Consider the following 16,599-nt stretch of genomic DNA (forward strand, 5'->3'; position numbering starts at 1 on the left):
ATGAAGATATAGGAAGGACAAAAGCGAGGCATGACAATGGGCACAGAAGAAAGAAGCAAAGAAGAGCAGGAATTCCTGAAAAATTATGATGTCAGCAAGTACGAGCGGCCCTCTGTTACCGCTGATGTGGTGATCATCACCGTGGATGAGGACAACGAGCTGAACGTGCTGCTGATCAAGCGTGGCGGGCACCCTTACAAGGATCATTGGGCAATTCCCGGTGGATTTTTGGAAGCGGGCAGAGAATCCATCGATGAAGCTGCGGCCCGTGAACTATATGAGGAAACAGGCGTCAAAGTTTCCGATGGCATTGACCTGCGGCAGCTGATCACCGTGGGAACGCCTGACCGTGACCCTAGAACCCACGTGGTCAGTGTGGTTTACACAGCCCTGGTTCCCAAAAGCCTGCTGCATATTCAGGCCGGGGATGATGCCAAGGAGGCGATGCTGTTCAAGATCCGCAAGGGCTATGACGAAAATGGGGATTTTTCCACTTATTTTGTGGGGGATAAGTGCTCCATCACCATGAACAATCTTGCCTTTGATCATGGAGAGCTGATTCTTACCGCCTTGCAGCGTCTGCGGGGCAGGTTGAATTATACCCAGGATGCCTTTGCGCTGCTGAAGGATAAGTCCAAATTTGATATTGCCGAATTGATGAAAGTGCATGAGGCCATTCTGTTCCAGAAACTGGACCGGTCAAATTTCAGAAAGATGTTCCTGCGGGAATACGTGAAAAAGCATCTGGTCAAGGAGCTGGGCAAGTACGATGCGGAAGGAAAACCGCCAACGACCATGTACAAATACCTGGGTTCGGCGGAATACAACATCTGACAGAGGGGGAAAACAAAATGGAAAAGAAGATTTTAGTCGTGGTCGATATGCAGAATGACTTCACCACCGGGGCTTTGGGCTCCAAGGAAGCGGTGTCCATTATCCGCAACGTATCCACGAAAATCAATGCAGCCAGAAGACATGGCGATATGATTATCTTCACCCAGGATACCCACGGCGATGACTATATGCAGACCGAAGAAGGCAGGAACCTGCCCGTTCCGCACTGCATTAAGGGGACTGAGGGCTGGCAGCTGGTAGAAGGGCTTCAGGCAGACGGGGACAACATCTTCGAGAAGGAAACCTTTGGTTCCGTTAAGCTGGGAAGATTCCTGGAAGACATGGGAACAACGGGTGAAGGCTATACAATTGAGCTGGTGGGGCTCTGCACGGATATCTGCGTGCTCTCAAATGTGGCGATTGCCAAAGCGGCAATGCCCAATGCGCATATCGTTGTGGATGCAGCCTGCTGTGCTGGCGTTACGCCTGCATCCCATGATACGGCCCTTAACGCCATGAAGGCGATTCAGGTCGAAGTCCTCCATCAGGGCAATGAACCTTGGAGAAATTAAGATAAATAAGAAAGCGGGGTGAAGCGGGCAGCGGCTCGCAGGCAATATGAAGTTCAAGCAGATTATCAACTCTTTATTGGAAACAGATCTTTATAAATTCAGTATGGGACAGGCCATTTTTCATCAGTATAGCGAGTATGAGACCAACTGGACCTTCAAGTGCCGCAACAAGGACGTGAAGTTCTCGCCGGAGATGGTAGCGGAAATCAAGGAGCAGATCAAGGCGTTCTGCAGCCTCCGTTTCACCGAGGAAGAACTCCAGTATCTTGCGGGTATCAAATGGCTGAAGAAGTCCTATATCAACCATCTCCGCCTGTGGAAGCCGGACTTTGAGGACTTCACCATCGAGGCAGGGGGAGACAGTGGGCTTATTATTGAAGCGGAGGGAACCTGGCTGGATACCTCCATGTATGAGATTCCGACGCTGGCCATTGTGAACGAAGTATACTTCCGCTTCCGTGACGACTACGACGCCCTGCTGGAAAGCTCAAAAGAACGCACCAGAGCAAAGGCTGACCTTTTGCGGACTGGCGTATACTGGCTCCCGGTGTTCTCCGAGTTCGGCCTGCGCCGCCGTCTCTGCGCTGAGGCGCAGGAATATGCCATTGAGCAGTTCGCCAACCTGGACAACAACGACGTTATCCGTTCCTTCTTCGTGGGCACATCCAATGTCTATCTGGCCAAGAAGTACGGCGTAAAGTCTGTGGGCACCATGGCCCATGAATGGATTATGGCAGCCGGGCAGGGCAACCACCTTTACAATCCGAGTTACGGCAATCATGTTGCCCTCCGTTCGTGGGTGCAGGAGTATGGCGTGGATAATGGCATCGCGCTGACGGACACTTTGACGACGGACTGCTTCCTGCGGGATTTTGACAAGACTTTGGCCACTCTGTTCAGCGGTGTCCGTCACGACTCTGGCGATCCCATCCTTTGGGGGGACAAGATCATCGACCACTACACCCGTCTGGGAATCAATCCCGCCACGAAGACGCTGCTGTTCTCCGATTCCCTGAACTTTGAAAAGGCGGATAAGATTGCCCGTTACTTCCAGGGGAAGGCCAAGGTGGCCTTTGGTATCGGCACGTACATTTCCAACGACACCTATGCGGAACCCCTGAACATCGTCATGAAGATTACGAAATGCAATGGTCAGGATGTGGCCAAAATCAGCGATACGGCAGGTAAGGGCATGTGCAAGAATCAGGAGTACGTCGATTATCTGCAGCGAGCGATTGACTGGCGGCTGAAACACAACGACTGAGAAACGGAGGGAAACAAAATGGCTGAGTTCAAGAAATATCCCAAGTTTAATGCCGAGGAGGACAAGGATAAGATTGTTGCTTTTCTCAAGGACTGGTTTGCCCAGAATGGCCCGACGGCAAATGCTGTGATCGGGATTTCCGGAGGCAAGGATTCTTCCGTTGCTGCTGCCCTGTGCGTGGAGGCCTTGGGAAAGGACCGGGTAATAGGCGTCCTGATGCCCAATGGGGTGCAGTCAGATATTGACGATGCGCTCAAACTAGTCAACCATCTGGGCATCAAATATCGGATTGTGAACATTGGAGCGCCGTATAAGGAAATGCTGAAAGCCTTGCAGTACACGGAAGCCCCCAGCAATAACAACTTCCATTTTGCCGTGACGGATGCCCTTAGGCAGAACCTCCCGCCCCGTCTGCGTATGGCTGCATTGTACGCCGTGGCTCAGGGACTAAAAGAGGGAGGCCGTGTCCTTAATACTTGCAATTTGAGCGAGGATTACGTGGGGTATGCTACCAAGTTTGGAGACGGAGCGGGGGACGTTGCGCCTTTGGCTGCTTATACTGTGACCGAAATACGGGCCATCGGTGATCTTCTGGCCCTGCCCGCGGAACTGGTTCATAAAGCTCCATCTGATGGGCTTTGCGGGAAGACGGACGAAGACAATCTCGGTTTTACCTATGCTGTGCTGGATCAGTACATTATGACAGGGGAATGTGAGGACGAGGCCGTCAAGGCCAATATTGATCGCCGTCATGCAATCAATAAACATAAATTGGAACTGATGCCTGTGGTTAATCGATAAGATATGGTGTTATCTGTGTATTGGGAGCAAAGGAGAGACTGGTTTGAGCAGATTGAGTACAGCACCGATAATGTCAAAATACTGTTGAATTTATTGGCATGATTGGACGATTAAGGAAACATCTTAGTGAAAGTTATGGAATGATCTGTTCGATGGAATCCTTGATTTTGAATACATCGACCACAAGCTCCTTTTCTTGGAGTTCGTCAATGTAGCAGATGGCGTGTTTTTTGTCGATGGTTGCTTTTAGCAGTTTGCCTTGCTCGCCTTCCTTTTCGTAGCGGCCTTTGAACCAGCTGGCTTTTTCCTTGTCTGCTGTCCATGACAGCCCATAGGTTGCCCGATGGGGGCTCACGCCGCGGTAGATGGTTATGGAAGCGGGGAGACGGTCGAAATAGGCCTGTTCCTCAGGTGTCATTAGTTTGGCAGCCTTGCGGAAGTATGCGACAATTTCTTCCCGGCTTACATTTTTATCCTGGTTGGGATCTTCTTCGTCCAACCAGGATTTTTTTAGATAGCGGGAATAATCCTCCAAATCCATGTATGGGCAGCATTTTTTGAACCAGGTCATTTTGTCGGGGTTGGGAACCAGACCATAAAGTTCAGCAAGGGTGCGGACAGGTGCATGGGGAGGAGAGGTCAGCAGGGAAAGGGTTATCGTTTCGATTTCGTTCAGATTGGTTTTCATAAAGTCCTCCTAAGGGAAAAGGTATTATCTCAATAATAACACTAAAATGACCATAAGACCACCGAATGGTCTTATGGTCATTCTTTATGCTTTGGGATGCGATCTTATCATTCGCCGTCGGTCATTCTGCGGCTGCTGATTTCCACGGAATATGCTGCACCAAAACGGGCATTCATCTCCTCCTCCGTGGGGACTTCACGCCGTGGCGGCGGTGGGGGAGCTGTTTCCCGGGGCTTGACTGTAGAAATGGGCTTCAGGTTATCCAACTGTTCTTCTACCGTCGCCAGGCTGTTTTGCAAGCCTTCCAGTTTCGCCTGGCTTTCTTCGTTGCTGCTTCCCTGCAGCTGGGTTATCTGTGTCTCGTAATTGCTTTCCTGTGCCTTCAGAGACGTAATTTCATCGTCCTTGTAAGATGGTTGCTTTATTGGCTGCGGGTGCGGGCCAAAAAACATATTATGGGGAATACCATTAAGTGATGTCATGCTCTCACTTCCAATCTGATATAAGATATTGTTTTATATAGAGAATAAGGGAAAAGCGGCATTTTGTAAAGAAAAATTTTTCTCAGCGAAGCACCAGATTTCGAAGGAGACATTGCGAAAGATTGTACCGGCAGGACGGTTCGCAGCTACCGAGAAGAAAATCGATAGTTTTGCGGCTGGATATGGTACTGGGCGTAAATATCCAGTACTATAATCCGCTGATTGATGATGAAGTCAAAGCGCATTTCGCCGTGCCCGAAAGTTGGAATATGGTGGCGCAGATGGTCTTGGGGGCACCGCTGCCCTTATATTTTGTACCTGACATCAAACAAATCCTTTCTACAAAGGTCTGCCAGATGAATCCTATAGGACAGGGAAAAGGCAGGATATTTCTTGTTTTTTGCAGAATATTAATAACATATTTTGTAGGGGATCGTATTGCCGGGCATCAGACTCCCCGCGTCTTTATGACCAGGGAAGCGGCCAAAGCGCTCAAAGAGGTTTCTGATGATGTGATGAAAGAGGATTTTGGCATACATGCCATTGTCCTGAGTGGGGGAAGTGCTTATGGCCTTGCGGCAGAGGTATTGGCTAAAGCCATAGAAAGAGCGATAACTTCATCGAAAATGGCTGAGGATGAATATCTGTCATGTTGTTTGGACCTAGAATGTTGGGGGTGCTGATGATGGAATTGAGGAAAATCGGTGTGGTTCTTGCAGGTCTGATAATGTCTATGGGAATTGTGTCGGCCAATCCCATGAATAGCCAGCAGCAAATTGACATACTGGCAGAGACAGGAACGGGGAATGATGGCTGGTTTGTGGAGCCGGCCAGGGATGAGAAGTGGGGTAAATGGTATTATGCAGTCACAGACCTCAATCATGATGGCAATTTAGAGATTTTAAAAGCGAAGAGCGGTTTTTACGATGACAGGCCATGTCTTGAGTGTGAAGAATTGACGGGGCAAAAGGGGCAGCGAAGAAAGGCCGTTATCAACCCTGCCGGCAGTGCTCATGTACCGGATGTTCTAAGCAGTGAATCCTCTGGAAAGCCAATCGTGATTAAAGAAAAAGGGAGCAAGCGGTACTACTACATTTTCGAGGAGATTGTCATGCATGGCGAATTCGAATCGGATACGAGCAAGTATGCGGTTTGTCTGGATGGAGATTTGTTTATAGCCGAACTTGCTACTAAGAACTGGCGGCTGAGCGGCAAAGATGGCAGTGTCAGAAATCGATATTATATTTCCGACCCACTGAAAGAAAAGGTCAGTGAGAAGCGTTACAACAATATCGTCAGGGAGAGATTTCCTGGAGCTGTGGAAAAAGCTGGCAAAATTCAGTGGCTTAGTGCTGGAGACGTATGGGTTTCTATTGGTAAAGGAAATATTGGAGAGCTATTGAAAAAATCATATTGTAATTTTCAATAGTAGATGACAAGGGATAAGTTTTAGGCTATGGCCGTAAAAAGGCACAGCTCAGTAGAATTGTTCTACGGCTGTGCTTTTTTTTACGGCCATATTGCTTTAGTTAACTAAAATATTCGTTCGGTGAATTTTGGCGGAATAATGTGGTAAAATAAGAAGTATAATTCACGGGATTGGGGTGAGGAGCAGAAAATGGAAGAAAACGAATTCGACATTCTGGCAGGGCTGAATAAAGCCCAGCTGGAGGCGGTAACGGAGACAGAAAGTTATGTGCGTGTGTTGGCTGGGGCAGGTTCGGAAAGACGAGGGCTCTTAGCCACCGGTTTGCCTATCTTGTTAATGAAATCGGCATCATGCCGGGAAATATCTTGTGCGTGACATTTACCAATAAATCCGCTACAGAAATGAGGAAGCGGATCCATCTGCTGACCGGAGATAATGATACGGGCTATATCAATACCTTCCATGGCTTTTGTGTATCGGTGTTGCAGGAAGACAGTTATGCGGTGCAGTATCCCAAAAGCTTTCTCGTGTTGGACAATAGTGATATTGATGCCATGCTGAAGATTATCTATGAGGAGCGAAAGCTTTCCTTGCGGAACATGACCTTTGCCAAGGCCCGGGATATGATTGAAATCCGCAAAATCTTCACAGAGCCGGAATACTATCAGGATATGATTGCCATGTCCCAGGACGCAATCAAGGAGAAGTACGATAGGGCTGTAGAACCAGCAGATATTATCTTCTATGGCTATCTATATCAAGAAAAGAAGTGTTTCGGCCTCGATTATAATGACCTCATCAAGTTTACCTTGTATATTTTCGAGCAGAAGGAAGAACTGCGGTTGAAATGGCAGCAGCGGCTGGAATATATCATGATTGATGAGTTCCAGGACATTGATGATCTGCAGTACAGGCTGATGAAGATACTCTGTGGCTACCATAAGAATCTCTTTGTGGTAGGCGACCCTGACCAGACCATCTACACCTGGCGTGGGGCTAATATCCGCTATTTGCAGGATTTTGACCAGAATTTCAAGCCCACGAAGACCATCTATATGATGGAAAACTATCGTTCCACGCCGGATATTATTGCCGTGGCCAATGACCTTATCGCTCATAACCGTTATCGCATCGAGAAAAATCTTATCCCTACACTGCCTAAGGGGGAGTCAGTCCTTTGCTCCAGCAATGAATCACCGGAGGAGGAAGCAAAGTGGATAGCCAAGGAGATTGGAAAGCTCCATGAACAGGGCGTACCATACAGGGGAATCGCGGTGCTCTACCGTGCCCATTATCTGACACGCTCCCTGGAAGAAGTCTTTATGAAGGAAGAACTTCCCTATACCTTATATAGTGGCATTCATTTCTTCGATAGGAAGGAAATAAAAGATGCTCTGTCTTATCTGCGGATGATTGCTTATCGGGATGATTTATCCTTTATGCGAATAGCCAATGTGCCGAAACGCAATCTTGGTGAGCGTCGGATGGCTTTTTTGCAGGAATTTGCGGAGGCGAATAAATGCAGCCTTTATGAGGCACTGCGGCGTAACCTTGACCATGATTTGCTTAAGGGAACAAAGGCCGGAGCTTTTGCAGAGTTGATTGAGGAATTCTCGGCAACGTATAGTGGCAGACCTGTATCTGAGGTCTTGTCGGCTTTACTGGATGCCAGCGGTTATGAAGAAATGTTGCGTACGGAAGGCAGTCAGGAACGGTTGGACAACCTGGCGGAATTGAAGCAGGCCATCTATGAATACGAAACCTCCTGTGGCGAAGAGGCAATGCTGGAACATTATCTGGCCAGAGTAGCACTTTTAACTAATAGCGATACAGCGGAGCAGGGTGATAAGATAAAGCTGATGACTGTTCATGCTGCAAAAGGCTTGGAATTCCCCTATGTGTTCCTCTGTGGCCTAAATGAGGGGATATTCCCGTCCCGGAAGACGCGTACCCGGCAGGCCATGGAGGAGGAACGGCGTCTGGCTTTTGTAGCGGTAACCAGAGCCAAGAAAAGACTCTATCTGTCTGCTGCATCGGGGCTGAATTTCGATGCGTCGGTAAGATATCCCTCAAGGTTCCTGCTGGAAATAGATGATAAATTGCTGGAATATGCAAAGCCCATATCAGATACTACCAGACAGGATGCACAAAGTTATATCAAGGGCATGGAAAAGCGGATGGAGCAGGGAAGTGTAGAGAAGAAAGCTGCTTTTGCTGTAGGCGACAGAGTAATTCATCGCATCATGGGGGAAGGTGAAATCCTTGATATAAATAATGACAAGGGTGCCTATGTCATAAAGTTTGAGGACATTGACACGCCAAGGGAAATCTCCTTTAAGGCAAAGCTGGAGAAGGTGACGGCGCAGTAGGAGGTGTGCAAATGGACAGGATAGATGAGCTGACCCAAATTCTCAAAGACAGCAAGCGTGTGGTATTTTTCGGTGGAGCGGGGATGTCAACGGAATCAGGAATTCCGGATTTTCGCAGTGCTGATGGTATTTTTAATCAAATACTTCATCGCAAATTTCGTCCGGAGGAAATGGCATCCCATAGTTTCCTGGTTAATTACCCGGAAGAATTTTTTGAGTTTTATCGAAATCGCATGATGTTTATGAATGCAGAGCCCAACGATGGCCATAGGGCTTTGGCCAAATTAGAAGAGATGGGTATTTTGAGGGCCGTGGTTACCCAGAATATCGATGGCCTGCACCAGTTGGCAGGAAGCAGGACGGTCTATGAATTGCATGGTTCAAGCTTGCGTTGGCCCTGCATGAAATGCGGCAAAGTCTATCCCATGGAATTTGCCCTGCGGGAGGAGAACAAGCCCATTCCCCATTGTTCGGATTGTGGCGGTGTCGTGCGGCCGGGCGTGGTTCTCTACGAAGAGGGACTGGACGATGAGGTGGTGGAAAATGCCATGCGTGCCATCCGTGAGGCAGACACCCTTATCGTTGGCGGCACATCTCTGGTGGTCTATCCGGCAGCGGGAATGATTGATTATTTTCGGGGCAGGCATCTGGTGCTTATTAATAAATCTGAAACGAAAGCAGATGCAAGTGCAGACCTGATTATCCGGGAGCCGATCGGGAAGACGTTGGCGGCGGCAGTTGACAACTTAATGAAAAATTAAAAAATCGGCGTTTAGATTCCAAAAGGATTTCTAAACGCCGATTTTATTTACTGTTGCTGATTGTTCCAGCAGCCGCCATGACGGCCGTAGCCATGGCCTCTGCCTCGACCGCAGTACCAGCCGTCATTGTTTTGTGCGTCTTTGTCCGAAAGTTCCAGACGTTGCTGCATGGACCAGCCAGGATTCTGCGTATTGGCATCATCAGTGGCAGCAAAAGCCGGAACAGCTGTAAGCATGACAGCGGCAGATAAGAGAGCAGCGATTTTCTTTTTCATGGTTATAACCTCCAATAAGTTTTCTCAACGTGTTTTTCCTTACAAGCCTATTATGGCATATAAATGTGACGAATTTGTGACAGAAAAAAATATTTTTGGGCGTATGTTTGTAAGGGAATAATCTGCTACACTATTAACAGGAGGTGGTTTACTTGCGACTTCTGATTGCAGATGATAACAAGGATATTCGCGATATATTGGTTGCCGCAGCGGAAGCATCGGATTTTGAAACGGTGGCTGCCGCAAACGGTAAAGAGGTTTTAGACTTGGTAAAGCAGGACAATATTTCCCTGCTTTTATTGGATGTCATGATGCCAATAATGGATGGTTTTTCCGTCTGTCGGGAGATACGAAAATCTTCGGATGTACCCATTATTATGATTACGGCCCGTGGCGAAGATTATGACCGGATCATGGGGCTGGAAATCGGAGCTGACGACTATGTGGTGAAGCCATTTTCTCCTCTCGAAGTCATGGCCCGGGTGAAGGCCGTGCTCCGTCGTCTGCCCAAGGAGGAAATGGATAAAAGCAAAATTGCCGTGGGCAATCTTCTCCTGTTTAAGGATAATGGAGAAGTGCAGATAGGCGGCAAAGCCATTTCACTCACCCGCAAGGAATATGACTTGCTTTACCTGTTCCTCTCGCATCCGCAGCGGGTATTTTCCCGGGATGAATTATTGGACAGGCTTTGGGGCTATGAGTATACTGGCGACCTGCGGACCGTGGATACCCATATACGCCGCCTGCGGGCCAAACTTACTGAGGCTGGTCTGGCAGGCGCTGCTTTGACAACGGTATGGGGGCGTGGTTATCAGTGGGAGGGGACGGAATGACGAAGCCCAGGAAACTTACCCGAAAGCTTTGGGGCTATTTTGCTTTATCGCTGCTGCTGTTTTCACTGCTGATCGGTATGGTATTCTCCTTCCTGTTTGTGGATTATAACAGCAAGGCACATCGCTCGGAAATGCAGCGGCAGGCCGAAACTCTGGCGGCGGCTTTGCCTGCTTTTCGAGGTCAGGATTTATTGTGGACAGAGCAGACTGAAAATGACCAGAAGTCATCTCCTCAATATACTGGCCGTGGGGCACATCATGGGCGAATGATGCATGGAGGCAGAGGTTATTCTGTCCCAGGCAATCGGGAATGGTGCCGTCATAGCTATAGCCTGCAAGGTGGTGGGAATGCCAGTCGTGAACAGCAGACCGCCTCTTTTTTGCGGGACCTTGATAGGCTGGTGCAGGGAACTGTATGGATAGTCGACCGGGAAAGCCGTACAATCAGTTCCTATGGGCAAGAAAAAAATGTCATCACCTCGGGGCTACCAGCAGGTATGGAAGATGTCTTGGAGAAGACTTTGGCAGGAGACACTCCTGTAGTAGATACAAGTACAGACCTGTTTGCCGAACCTATGGTGACAGCAGGAGCACCTATCTGGGGAGATAATGGGTAACAAAACTGTTACACTAAATTTACACAAATCTGTATAAATATATACAGAAGTATAGATTTAATCGAACAGAATACCCTTTGTATCTTGCAAGAGGTGCAAACTCAGTGTTAAATGCTTTTAATCCCTAAAGCCTTACACCCAAACAGTAGCTCGAAAGGGCAAGCTGAGTGGTGCGAAAGCAGAAAAAACGTAAGGATGGCATAAGGTGAAACAAAAATATATCAGTGTCGGATGAAGAAAATAGTGACCTTCCGAAAACGTATGTCCTAAGTGCTGAAAGCAATGGGTGTTTAGCAGGGAAAGCCCTAAGTTCTCAAAAGAGAATAAGGGAGACCCCCAACGACTATCTCCTTGAGGGAGAGTAAAACCGCAAGTTTATGGCGGAAGAAAAATACTGCCCCTGCCCAGCAGGGTGAAGATATAGTCTGCGCTGACATGAAAGTGTCAGAGGTCTGCTGGTGACAGCAAGACTGCGCTGGAAGTTGCGTTCTAGCGTGAACAAGATAAATGTATACAAATTTGACAGTTTTACACAAATACCTTATAATATAAGTGAAATATCTTATGTTAGGAGGTGGACGCTGTGGAACTGGTCAGCATAGGTAAATTTGCTAAGATGGTTGGTGTCACCACTACGACACTAAGGCGTATGCACCAAAGCGGAGATTTTATTCCGCACCATGTTACCAAGGGGGGCACACGCTATTACGCAATGGAACAGCTCAAGGAGTTTTCCAACGCTCCCGAAACAGAAAAGCTCGTAGTAGGTTACTGCCGAGTATCTACGCCAGCTCAAAAAGATGACCTTCAAACGCAGGTGGAGAACGTAAAGTCCTATATGTATGCCAAGGGTTATAAATTTGAGATAATCACGGACGTAGGCTCAGGCATTAACTATAAAAAGAAAGGGCTACGGCAACTCGTCAACAAAATCAACAACCACGAGGTATCAACAGTAGTTATCCTGTACAAGGACAGACTGATTCGCTTTGGCTATGAGTTGTTGGAGTATCTTTGTGAAATAAACGGTGTCAGTATCGAGATTATCGACAATACCGAGCAGAGCAAAGAGCAGGAACTGACGGATGACCTAATACAAATCATCACAGTTTTTGCTAACCGCCTTTACGGGCAACGCTCAAAGAAAACAAAGAGACTTATTGACGAGGTAAAGAAAAATGCAGAGAGCGGTAAAGATAAGGCTTCTGCCTACTAAAGAGCAGGAGTGTCTGTTCTGGAAAAGTGCCGGGACTGCCCGTTGGGCATACAATTACTTTCTCGAAGCGAACGAAGCGGCCTACAAGGCATGGCTTAAAAATGACAAGGTCGGCAAGCGTAGCGTCAGCGAGGGCGAAATAAGGAAACACATCAACAACGTCCTAAAGAAAACAACCCATACATGGCTCAAAGAGGTAGGAAGCAATGTAATGAAACAGGCTGTTAAGGACGCAAACCTGGCCTTGCAAAGATATTTCAAGGGCATATCTGGGAAACCTAAATTCAAGAGCCGTCATAGGAGCAAGATTAGTTTCTATGTGAACTACGAAAGCCTTGTGAGGAAGCCAAATGGCTTCCATGGTGAGAAGATAGGTTTTGTGAAGACGGCGGCTCCCCTGCCTAAGATACCAAAAGGCAAGAAATATGCCAATCCGCATATATCCTTTGATGGCAGGTATTGGTATCTGTCAGTTGGCTATGAAGTTCAGCAGGAAGAAACTGAGCTGACTGGCGGGAGTCTGGGCATAGACCTTGGTATTAAGTCGTTGGCGATTGTTTCTAACGAGGACGCTACAGAAACCCACTTCTACAAGAACATCAATAAGTCTGCGGAAGTAAGAAGGTTGGAAAAGAAGCTGAAGCGTGAGCAACGAAAGGCATCTCGCAAACTGGAATCAAATATCAAGAGCCACGACAAAAATCGCCATCCGATATGGATTCGCCCACTTCGAGAATGTAGGAACCTAGACAAGCAGAACAAGAAAATACAGCTTATTCACAAACGCCTTACAGACATTCGCAACAATCATCTTCATCAGACAACATCTGAGATAGTGAAAACCAAGCCGTCACAGATAGTCATGGAGGATTTGAATGTCAAGGGCATGATGAAGAATAAGTACCTGTCAGAAGCTATCGCAAAACAAAAATTCTATGAGTTTAAGCGGCAGATTCAGTACAAGGCTGAAATGTACGGCATAAAGGTCATAGAGGTAGACAGATTTTATGCAAGCTCCAAAACTTGCAGTCATTGCGGAAATGTCAAAAAGGACTTGAAGCTTTCAGACCGCATTTATGTCTGCCCTGTATGCGGAGCAAAGCTGGACAGGGATTTGAACGCTGCTATCAACTTAGCAAATTATAAGATGGCTTAGGAAATTTCACCTTCAAGAAAACCTAAGCATGTACCTATCGCTACTAGGGAATTTAAGCCTGTGGAGCGTTATATTAAACGAGAGTAGCTTGTTCTTCGGAGTGGCAAAATCGGACGCAATGAATCAGGAAGGTGTCTTGTGAAGGGCACCACAGCGTAAATATGTGTAACTCTGTGCAGATTTGTACATATTTATCGTAGCGGGAAATAAAAGGGGCAGTGCTGGTACACAGACATCTTGCAGATTTGAAGGAAGCTGAAATTAGCGGATTGCAAATCCTGGGAATTGCAATCTTGTTGGGGCTTTTATTATCTGCCCTGCTGGCAGCTGCTCTGGCTAAGCGATTTATCGCTCCTCTCTATAGGATGAAGGACACCGCAGAAGCATTCCGGGCTGGAGACTATCAGGCTCGCACGGGGCTGCATCAAAATGACGAGCTGGGGCTTTTAGCAGAAAGTCTGGATGAACTGGGGATGCGTCTGGAAGAAGCGAAAGCTGAGCGTGATAACGTCCAAAAGCAGCGTCAGGAATTTTTGGCGGCGGTATCCCATGAACTTCGTACACCGCTGACCGTCATCAAGGGAACCTGGGAACTTTTGGAGTCCGGGATAATAAAGGAAGGGGCAAAGCTTCAGGAATGCCGCCAGAGAATAGCGGAAAATCTCGCCATGCTGGAACGGCTGGTTCGCGACCTGTTGGAGCTGACCCGTTTGCAGAGCCCTGGATTTCAAGTACAGATGGAATCCTTGAACCTTTCGCAGCCCTTTGCCGATGCTATTCGCAGTGCGAATACGTTAGCAGAAAAGAAGGGGGTAAAGCTGGAAGCAGATCTGCCCCAGCTCGTGCCCTTTATGGGCGACTATGGCCGCCTGCGGCAGCTGTTGCTGATAATTCTGGACAACGCCATAAAATTTTCTCCGTCTGGAACTGCGGTGGATGTGCAGGGGCAGCTGACGGGAACTTTTTGGCAGATAAAAGTTACAGACCAGGGACCTGGCATTGCCCCGGAGGAACGGCTCCATATATTTGACCGCTTCAAGAAATCCGGCGAGGATAATGCCCAAGGAACTGGGCTAGGCCTGGCAATCGCCAGGGAAATTGCCATACGTCACAATATCGAAATAAAATGTGAAAGTGAATTAGGCAAGGGAGCGGTATTTATCTTACAGGGGCAGATTGAACCTGCCATATAAAAAAACGGCGTCAGGAATCCCAAGGGATCCTGAACGCCGTTTTTTTATACAGTAAGGTTATGCTCCTTTGGTGGGGCTCTTTCTTGTTAACAGGAAAACGGTACCAATTATCAGGGCTGTGCCGATGATGTCCATAAAACCGAAACTGGCATTAAGGAAGATAATGGACAGGATAATGGCGGATAAGGGCTCCACAGAACCGAGTATGCTGGCCTCAGCGGGCTGGATGTATTTTATGCTGCCTAGATAACAGCCAAAGGCAATAACCGTGCCAAAGACGATTACATAGGCATAGATAAGTGCAGAAAAATCATTCCAGACGCCGGAAAATTGCCAGGGCGGGCAAAGGGGCATTAGTGCCAGTCCCCCCAGCAGCATGCCCCAGCCGATGACAAGGGGAGCCCGCCACTTGCGAATCAGACGTTTGGGCTTCATGGTGTAGATAGCAGCGGCGGCAGCAGAGGCAAGCCCCCATAATAAGGCGTTAAGGGGAATGGATAAGGTATCCAGCTTTCCATGGGTTACCAAAAGGAATGTTCCCAGTACAGCCATGGCTACACAGATCAGCTCGATATATTGCGGCAGTTTGTGACTGACTAAGCTATTGTAGCTGATGATGATTATGGGCATAAGATATTGCAGGACCGTGGCAGCTGCCGCATTGCCCTGCTGGATGCAGGCAAAATAAGTATATTGCACCGCCAGCATGCCAAAGATGGCGAAAATAAGAATATCCTTGGCATCTTTTCTGTCCTTCCAGATTTGTAAAGGACTTTCTCGGTAATGGGCAAAATCCATCAGCAAAAATAAAACGCCTGCTATCAGCATTCGGGAAACCACCAGCCATGCTGTGGAAAAGCCACAATCCTGCAGCAGATATTGCCCGGCAACGCCGCTGCCGCCCCACATGGAGGCTCCAAGGCAAACCATGGCAAGCCCCTTTTTACGCTCCGTCATAAATGTATTCACTTTATTAGAACACCACCAGATAAGAAAATAGATGGTTCTATTATACCATTGACGGAGTAGCTGGGAAGGAGATTTTTGCAGGAAAATATATACACAATGGTCTTTGCGGTGTTGACAGATATACTTGCGAGATGTAATATTGTAAACATAATATCATGAAAGGATTGGTCTTATGCATTATTTGGAAAAACTCAGCAATTTTATCTCGAAGTACATGGCCGTGCTTGTTATCCTGGTGGCTGCCATTGCCTTGCTGGAGCCGATGAGCTTTAAGTGGGTGGCACCAAACATCAGCATGCTGTTGGGCGTGGTCATGTTCGGCATGGGGATGACCCTCAAGCTCTCGGATTTCAAGCTGGTCTTCCAGCGTCCGCGGGATGTGTTTATCGGAGCCCTGGCCCAGTTTACGATCATGCCTCTGCTGGCTTATGTTTTGGCAATGGCCTTCAATCTGCCGCCGGAACTGGCTGCTGGTGTCATTTTGGTAGGCACCTGTCCTGGTGGAACATCTTCCAATGTCATGACCTATCTGGCTCGCGGGGATGTGGCCTTGTCGGTATCCATGACCATGACCACCACGATTTTGGCCCCCATCGTTACACCGCTTCTTACCTGGTGGCTGGCCGGTGCCTGGGTGGAGATTTCTCTGTCTGCCATGATGATGTCCATCGTGCAGGTGGTAATTCTGCCGATTGTATTGGGAATCGTCATCAATTCCTTCTTTGAAAAACAGGTGCAAAAGGTGGTCAAAGTTTTGCCCCTTGTTTCGGTTCTTGCTATTGTCCTGATTGTTGGCGGTGTTGTAGCGGTTAGCTCCCAGAAAATTTTGGAGACGGGCCTGCTCATTATGGCAGTGGTTATGTGCCATAACCTTTTGGGGTATGGTATCGGATTCCTGTTGGCGAAGGCATGCCATATGAATATGGCAAAGGCTAAGGCCATTTCCATCGAAGTGGGAATGCAGAATTCCGGACTAGCCACCTCGTTGGCTATGCTTCACTTCGGGCCGGCGGCTGCCATTCCTGGAGCTATATTCAGCGTGTGGCATAACATTTCCGGCTCGTTGGCAGCGAACTATTTGTCCAGCCGTGTGAACAAGGAAGAAATGCCCGTCGCACAGACAGCAGAATAACGGAAATA

General features: G+C 47.9%; 17 protein-coding genes and 1 pseudogene. 14 read left to right on the plus strand and 4 right to left on the minus strand.

The window, feature by feature from the left end; genetic code table 11:
• Window positions 1-36 precede the first annotated feature (36 nt).
• The 4 genes from SELR_RS16305 to nadE are packed head-to-tail and all read left to right on the plus strand — an operon-like array spanning window position 37 to window position 3,471.
• The gene (locus tag SELR_RS16305) at window positions 37-834 is read left to right on the plus strand and encodes an NUDIX domain-containing protein (RefSeq protein WP_158645842.1); all 798 of its coding nucleotides are present in this window, start codon (window positions 37-39) and stop codon (window positions 832-834) included.
• A 17-nt stretch (window positions 835-851) separates the two neighbouring features.
• Window positions 852-1,406, plus strand: a complete 555-nt coding sequence (locus SELR_RS16310; protein ID WP_014431158.1) for a cysteine hydrolase family protein — start codon at window positions 852-854, stop codon at window positions 1,404-1,406.
• A 46-nt stretch (window positions 1,407-1,452) separates the two neighbouring features.
• Window positions 1,453-2,670: a nicotinate phosphoribosyltransferase gene (pncB, locus tag SELR_RS16315; RefSeq protein ID WP_014431159.1), complete on the plus strand. Its 1,218-nt coding sequence runs from the start codon at window positions 1,453-1,455 to the stop codon at window positions 2,668-2,670.
• 18 nt (window positions 2,671-2,688) lie between these two features.
• Window positions 2,689-3,471 (plus strand): NAD(+) synthase, encoded by a 783-nt coding sequence (gene nadE / locus SELR_RS16320; RefSeq protein ID WP_014431160.1) that lies wholly within the window; start codon window positions 2,689-2,691, stop codon window positions 3,469-3,471.
• A gap of 133 nt (window positions 3,472-3,604) precedes the next feature.
• Here the strand turns inward: nadE and SELR_RS16325 are convergent, their stop codons facing one another.
• The gene (locus SELR_RS16325) at window positions 3,605-4,159 is read right to left on the minus strand and encodes a hypothetical protein (protein ID WP_014431161.1); all 555 of its coding nucleotides are present in this window, start codon (window positions 4,157-4,159) and stop codon (window positions 3,605-3,607) included.
• A 107-nt stretch (window positions 4,160-4,266) separates the two neighbouring features.
• Window positions 4,267-4,641 carry a hypothetical protein gene (locus tag SELR_RS16330; protein ID WP_014431162.1) on the minus strand — a complete coding sequence of 125 codons (375 nt, stop codon included), beginning with the start codon at window positions 4,639-4,641 and terminating at the stop codon, window positions 4,267-4,269.
• Between the two features lie 122 nt (window positions 4,642-4,763).
• Between SELR_RS16330 and SELR_RS19585 the strand changes: the two genes are divergently transcribed.
• From SELR_RS19585 to SELR_RS16350, 4 genes and pseudogenes are all read left to right on the plus strand, one after another.
• Entirely contained in the window at window positions 4,764-5,324 is a 561-nt protein-coding gene (locus SELR_RS19585) for a hypothetical protein (RefSeq protein ID WP_041914932.1), read from the plus strand.
• Window positions 5,324-6,070, plus strand: coding sequence for a hypothetical protein (locus SELR_RS16340; protein ID WP_158645843.1), 747 nt, complete (start codon window positions 5,324-5,326; stop codon window positions 6,068-6,070). The genes SELR_RS19585 and SELR_RS16340 overlap by 1 nt, the downstream gene beginning before the upstream one ends.
• A gap of 189 nt (window positions 6,071-6,259) precedes the next feature.
• Window positions 6,260-8,439 (plus strand): annotated as a pseudogene (locus SELR_RS16345) (ATP-dependent helicase).
• An 11-nt stretch (window positions 8,440-8,450) separates the two neighbouring features.
• On the plus strand, window positions 8,451-9,200 hold the full coding sequence (locus SELR_RS16350) for an NAD-dependent protein deacylase (RefSeq protein ID WP_014431167.1): 750 nt from the start codon (window positions 8,451-8,453) through the stop codon (window positions 9,198-9,200).
• A gap of 47 nt (window positions 9,201-9,247) precedes the next feature.
• Here SELR_RS16350 and SELR_RS16355 read toward each other — a convergent pair whose 3' ends face one another.
• A complete protein-coding gene (locus SELR_RS16355; RefSeq protein ID WP_014431168.1) occupies window positions 9,248-9,475 on the minus strand; it encodes a hypothetical protein in 228 nt (75 codons plus the stop codon).
• A gap of 152 nt (window positions 9,476-9,627) precedes the next feature.
• On the opposite strand from SELR_RS16355, the gene SELR_RS16360 reads away from it, so the two are divergent.
• From SELR_RS16360 to SELR_RS16380, 5 genes are all read left to right on the plus strand, one after another.
• Window positions 9,628-10,308, plus strand: coding sequence for a response regulator transcription factor (locus SELR_RS16360; protein ID WP_014431169.1), 681 nt, complete (start codon window positions 9,628-9,630; stop codon window positions 10,306-10,308).
• The gene (locus tag SELR_RS16365; RefSeq protein ID WP_014431170.1) at window positions 10,305-10,925 is read left to right on the plus strand and encodes a hypothetical protein; all 621 of its coding nucleotides are present in this window, start codon (window positions 10,305-10,307) and stop codon (window positions 10,923-10,925) included. The genes SELR_RS16360 and SELR_RS16365 overlap by 4 nt, the downstream gene beginning before the upstream one ends.
• Before the next feature lie 583 nt (window positions 10,926-11,508).
• On the plus strand, window positions 11,509-12,141 hold the full coding sequence (locus tag SELR_RS16370) for an IS607 family transposase (protein ID WP_014431171.1): 633 nt from the start codon (window positions 11,509-11,511) through the stop codon (window positions 12,139-12,141).
• Window positions 12,104-13,297, plus strand: a complete 1,194-nt coding sequence (locus SELR_RS16375) for an RNA-guided endonuclease InsQ/TnpB family protein (RefSeq protein WP_014423415.1) — start codon at window positions 12,104-12,106, stop codon at window positions 13,295-13,297. The genes SELR_RS16370 and SELR_RS16375 overlap by 38 nt, the downstream gene beginning before the upstream one ends.
• Before the next feature lie 293 nt (window positions 13,298-13,590).
• Window positions 13,591-14,490 (plus strand): sensor histidine kinase, encoded by a 900-nt coding sequence (locus SELR_RS16380; RefSeq protein WP_158645844.1) that lies wholly within the window; start codon window positions 13,591-13,593, stop codon window positions 14,488-14,490.
• Window positions 14,491-14,547: 57 nt separating this feature from the next.
• Here the strand turns inward: SELR_RS16380 and SELR_RS16385 are convergent, their stop codons facing one another.
• Window positions 14,548-15,447: a DMT family transporter gene (locus tag SELR_RS16385; RefSeq protein WP_014431173.1), complete on the minus strand. Its 900-nt coding sequence runs from the start codon at window positions 15,445-15,447 to the stop codon at window positions 14,548-14,550.
• A gap of 184 nt (window positions 15,448-15,631) precedes the next feature.
• Here SELR_RS16385 and SELR_RS16390 point away from each other — a divergent pair, with 184 nt between their 5' ends.
• Entirely contained in the window at window positions 15,632-16,591 is a 960-nt protein-coding gene (locus SELR_RS16390) for a bile acid:sodium symporter family protein (protein ID WP_014431174.1), read from the plus strand.
• Window positions 16,592-16,599: the final 8 nt, after the last annotated feature.

It is taken from the genome of Selenomonas ruminantium subsp. lactilytica TAM6421 (genome assembly GCF_000284095.1).
GTDB classification, from domain to species: domain Bacteria; phylum Bacillota; class Negativicutes; order Selenomonadales; family Selenomonadaceae; genus Selenomonas_A; species Selenomonas_A lactilytica.

Bases quoted from the DNA above. Each gene is read 5' to 3' on its own strand.
- SELR_RS16305 (WP_158645842.1), top strand. From the start codon at position 37: ATGGGCACAGAAGAAAGAAGCAAAGAAGAGCAGGAATTCCTGAAAAAT.
- SELR_RS16310 (WP_014431158.1), top strand. From the start codon at position 852: ATGGAAAAGAAGATTTTAGTCGTGGTCGATATGCAGAATGACTTCACC.
- pncB (WP_014431159.1), top strand. From the start codon at position 1,453: ATGAAGTTCAAGCAGATTATCAACTCTTTATTGGAAACAGATCTTTAT.
- nadE (WP_014431160.1), top strand. From the start codon at position 2,689: ATGGCTGAGTTCAAGAAATATCCCAAGTTTAATGCCGAGGAGGACAAG.
- SELR_RS16325 (WP_014431161.1), bottom strand. From the start codon at position 4,159: ATGAAAACCAATCTGAACGAAATCGAAACGATAACCCTTTCCCTGCTG.
- SELR_RS16330 (WP_014431162.1), bottom strand. From the start codon at position 4,641: ATGACATCACTTAATGGTATTCCCCATAATATGTTTTTTGGCCCGCAC.
- SELR_RS16340 (WP_158645843.1), top strand. From the start codon at position 5,324: ATGATGGAATTGAGGAAAATCGGTGTGGTTCTTGCAGGTCTGATAATG.
- SELR_RS16350 (WP_014431167.1), top strand. From the start codon at position 8,451: ATGGACAGGATAGATGAGCTGACCCAAATTCTCAAAGACAGCAAGCGT.
- SELR_RS16355 (WP_014431168.1), bottom strand. From the start codon at position 9,475: ATGAAAAAGAAAATCGCTGCTCTCTTATCTGCCGCTGTCATGCTTACA.
- SELR_RS16365 (WP_014431170.1), top strand. From the start codon at position 10,305: ATGACGAAGCCCAGGAAACTTACCCGAAAGCTTTGGGGCTATTTTGCT.
- SELR_RS16375 (WP_014423415.1), top strand. From the start codon at position 12,104: ATGCAGAGAGCGGTAAAGATAAGGCTTCTGCCTACTAAAGAGCAGGAG.
- SELR_RS16385 (WP_014431173.1), bottom strand. From the start codon at position 15,447: ATGACGGAGCGTAAAAAGGGGCTTGCCATGGTTTGCCTTGGAGCCTCC.
- SELR_RS16390 (WP_014431174.1), top strand. From the start codon at position 15,632: ATGCATTATTTGGAAAAACTCAGCAATTTTATCTCGAAGTACATGGCC.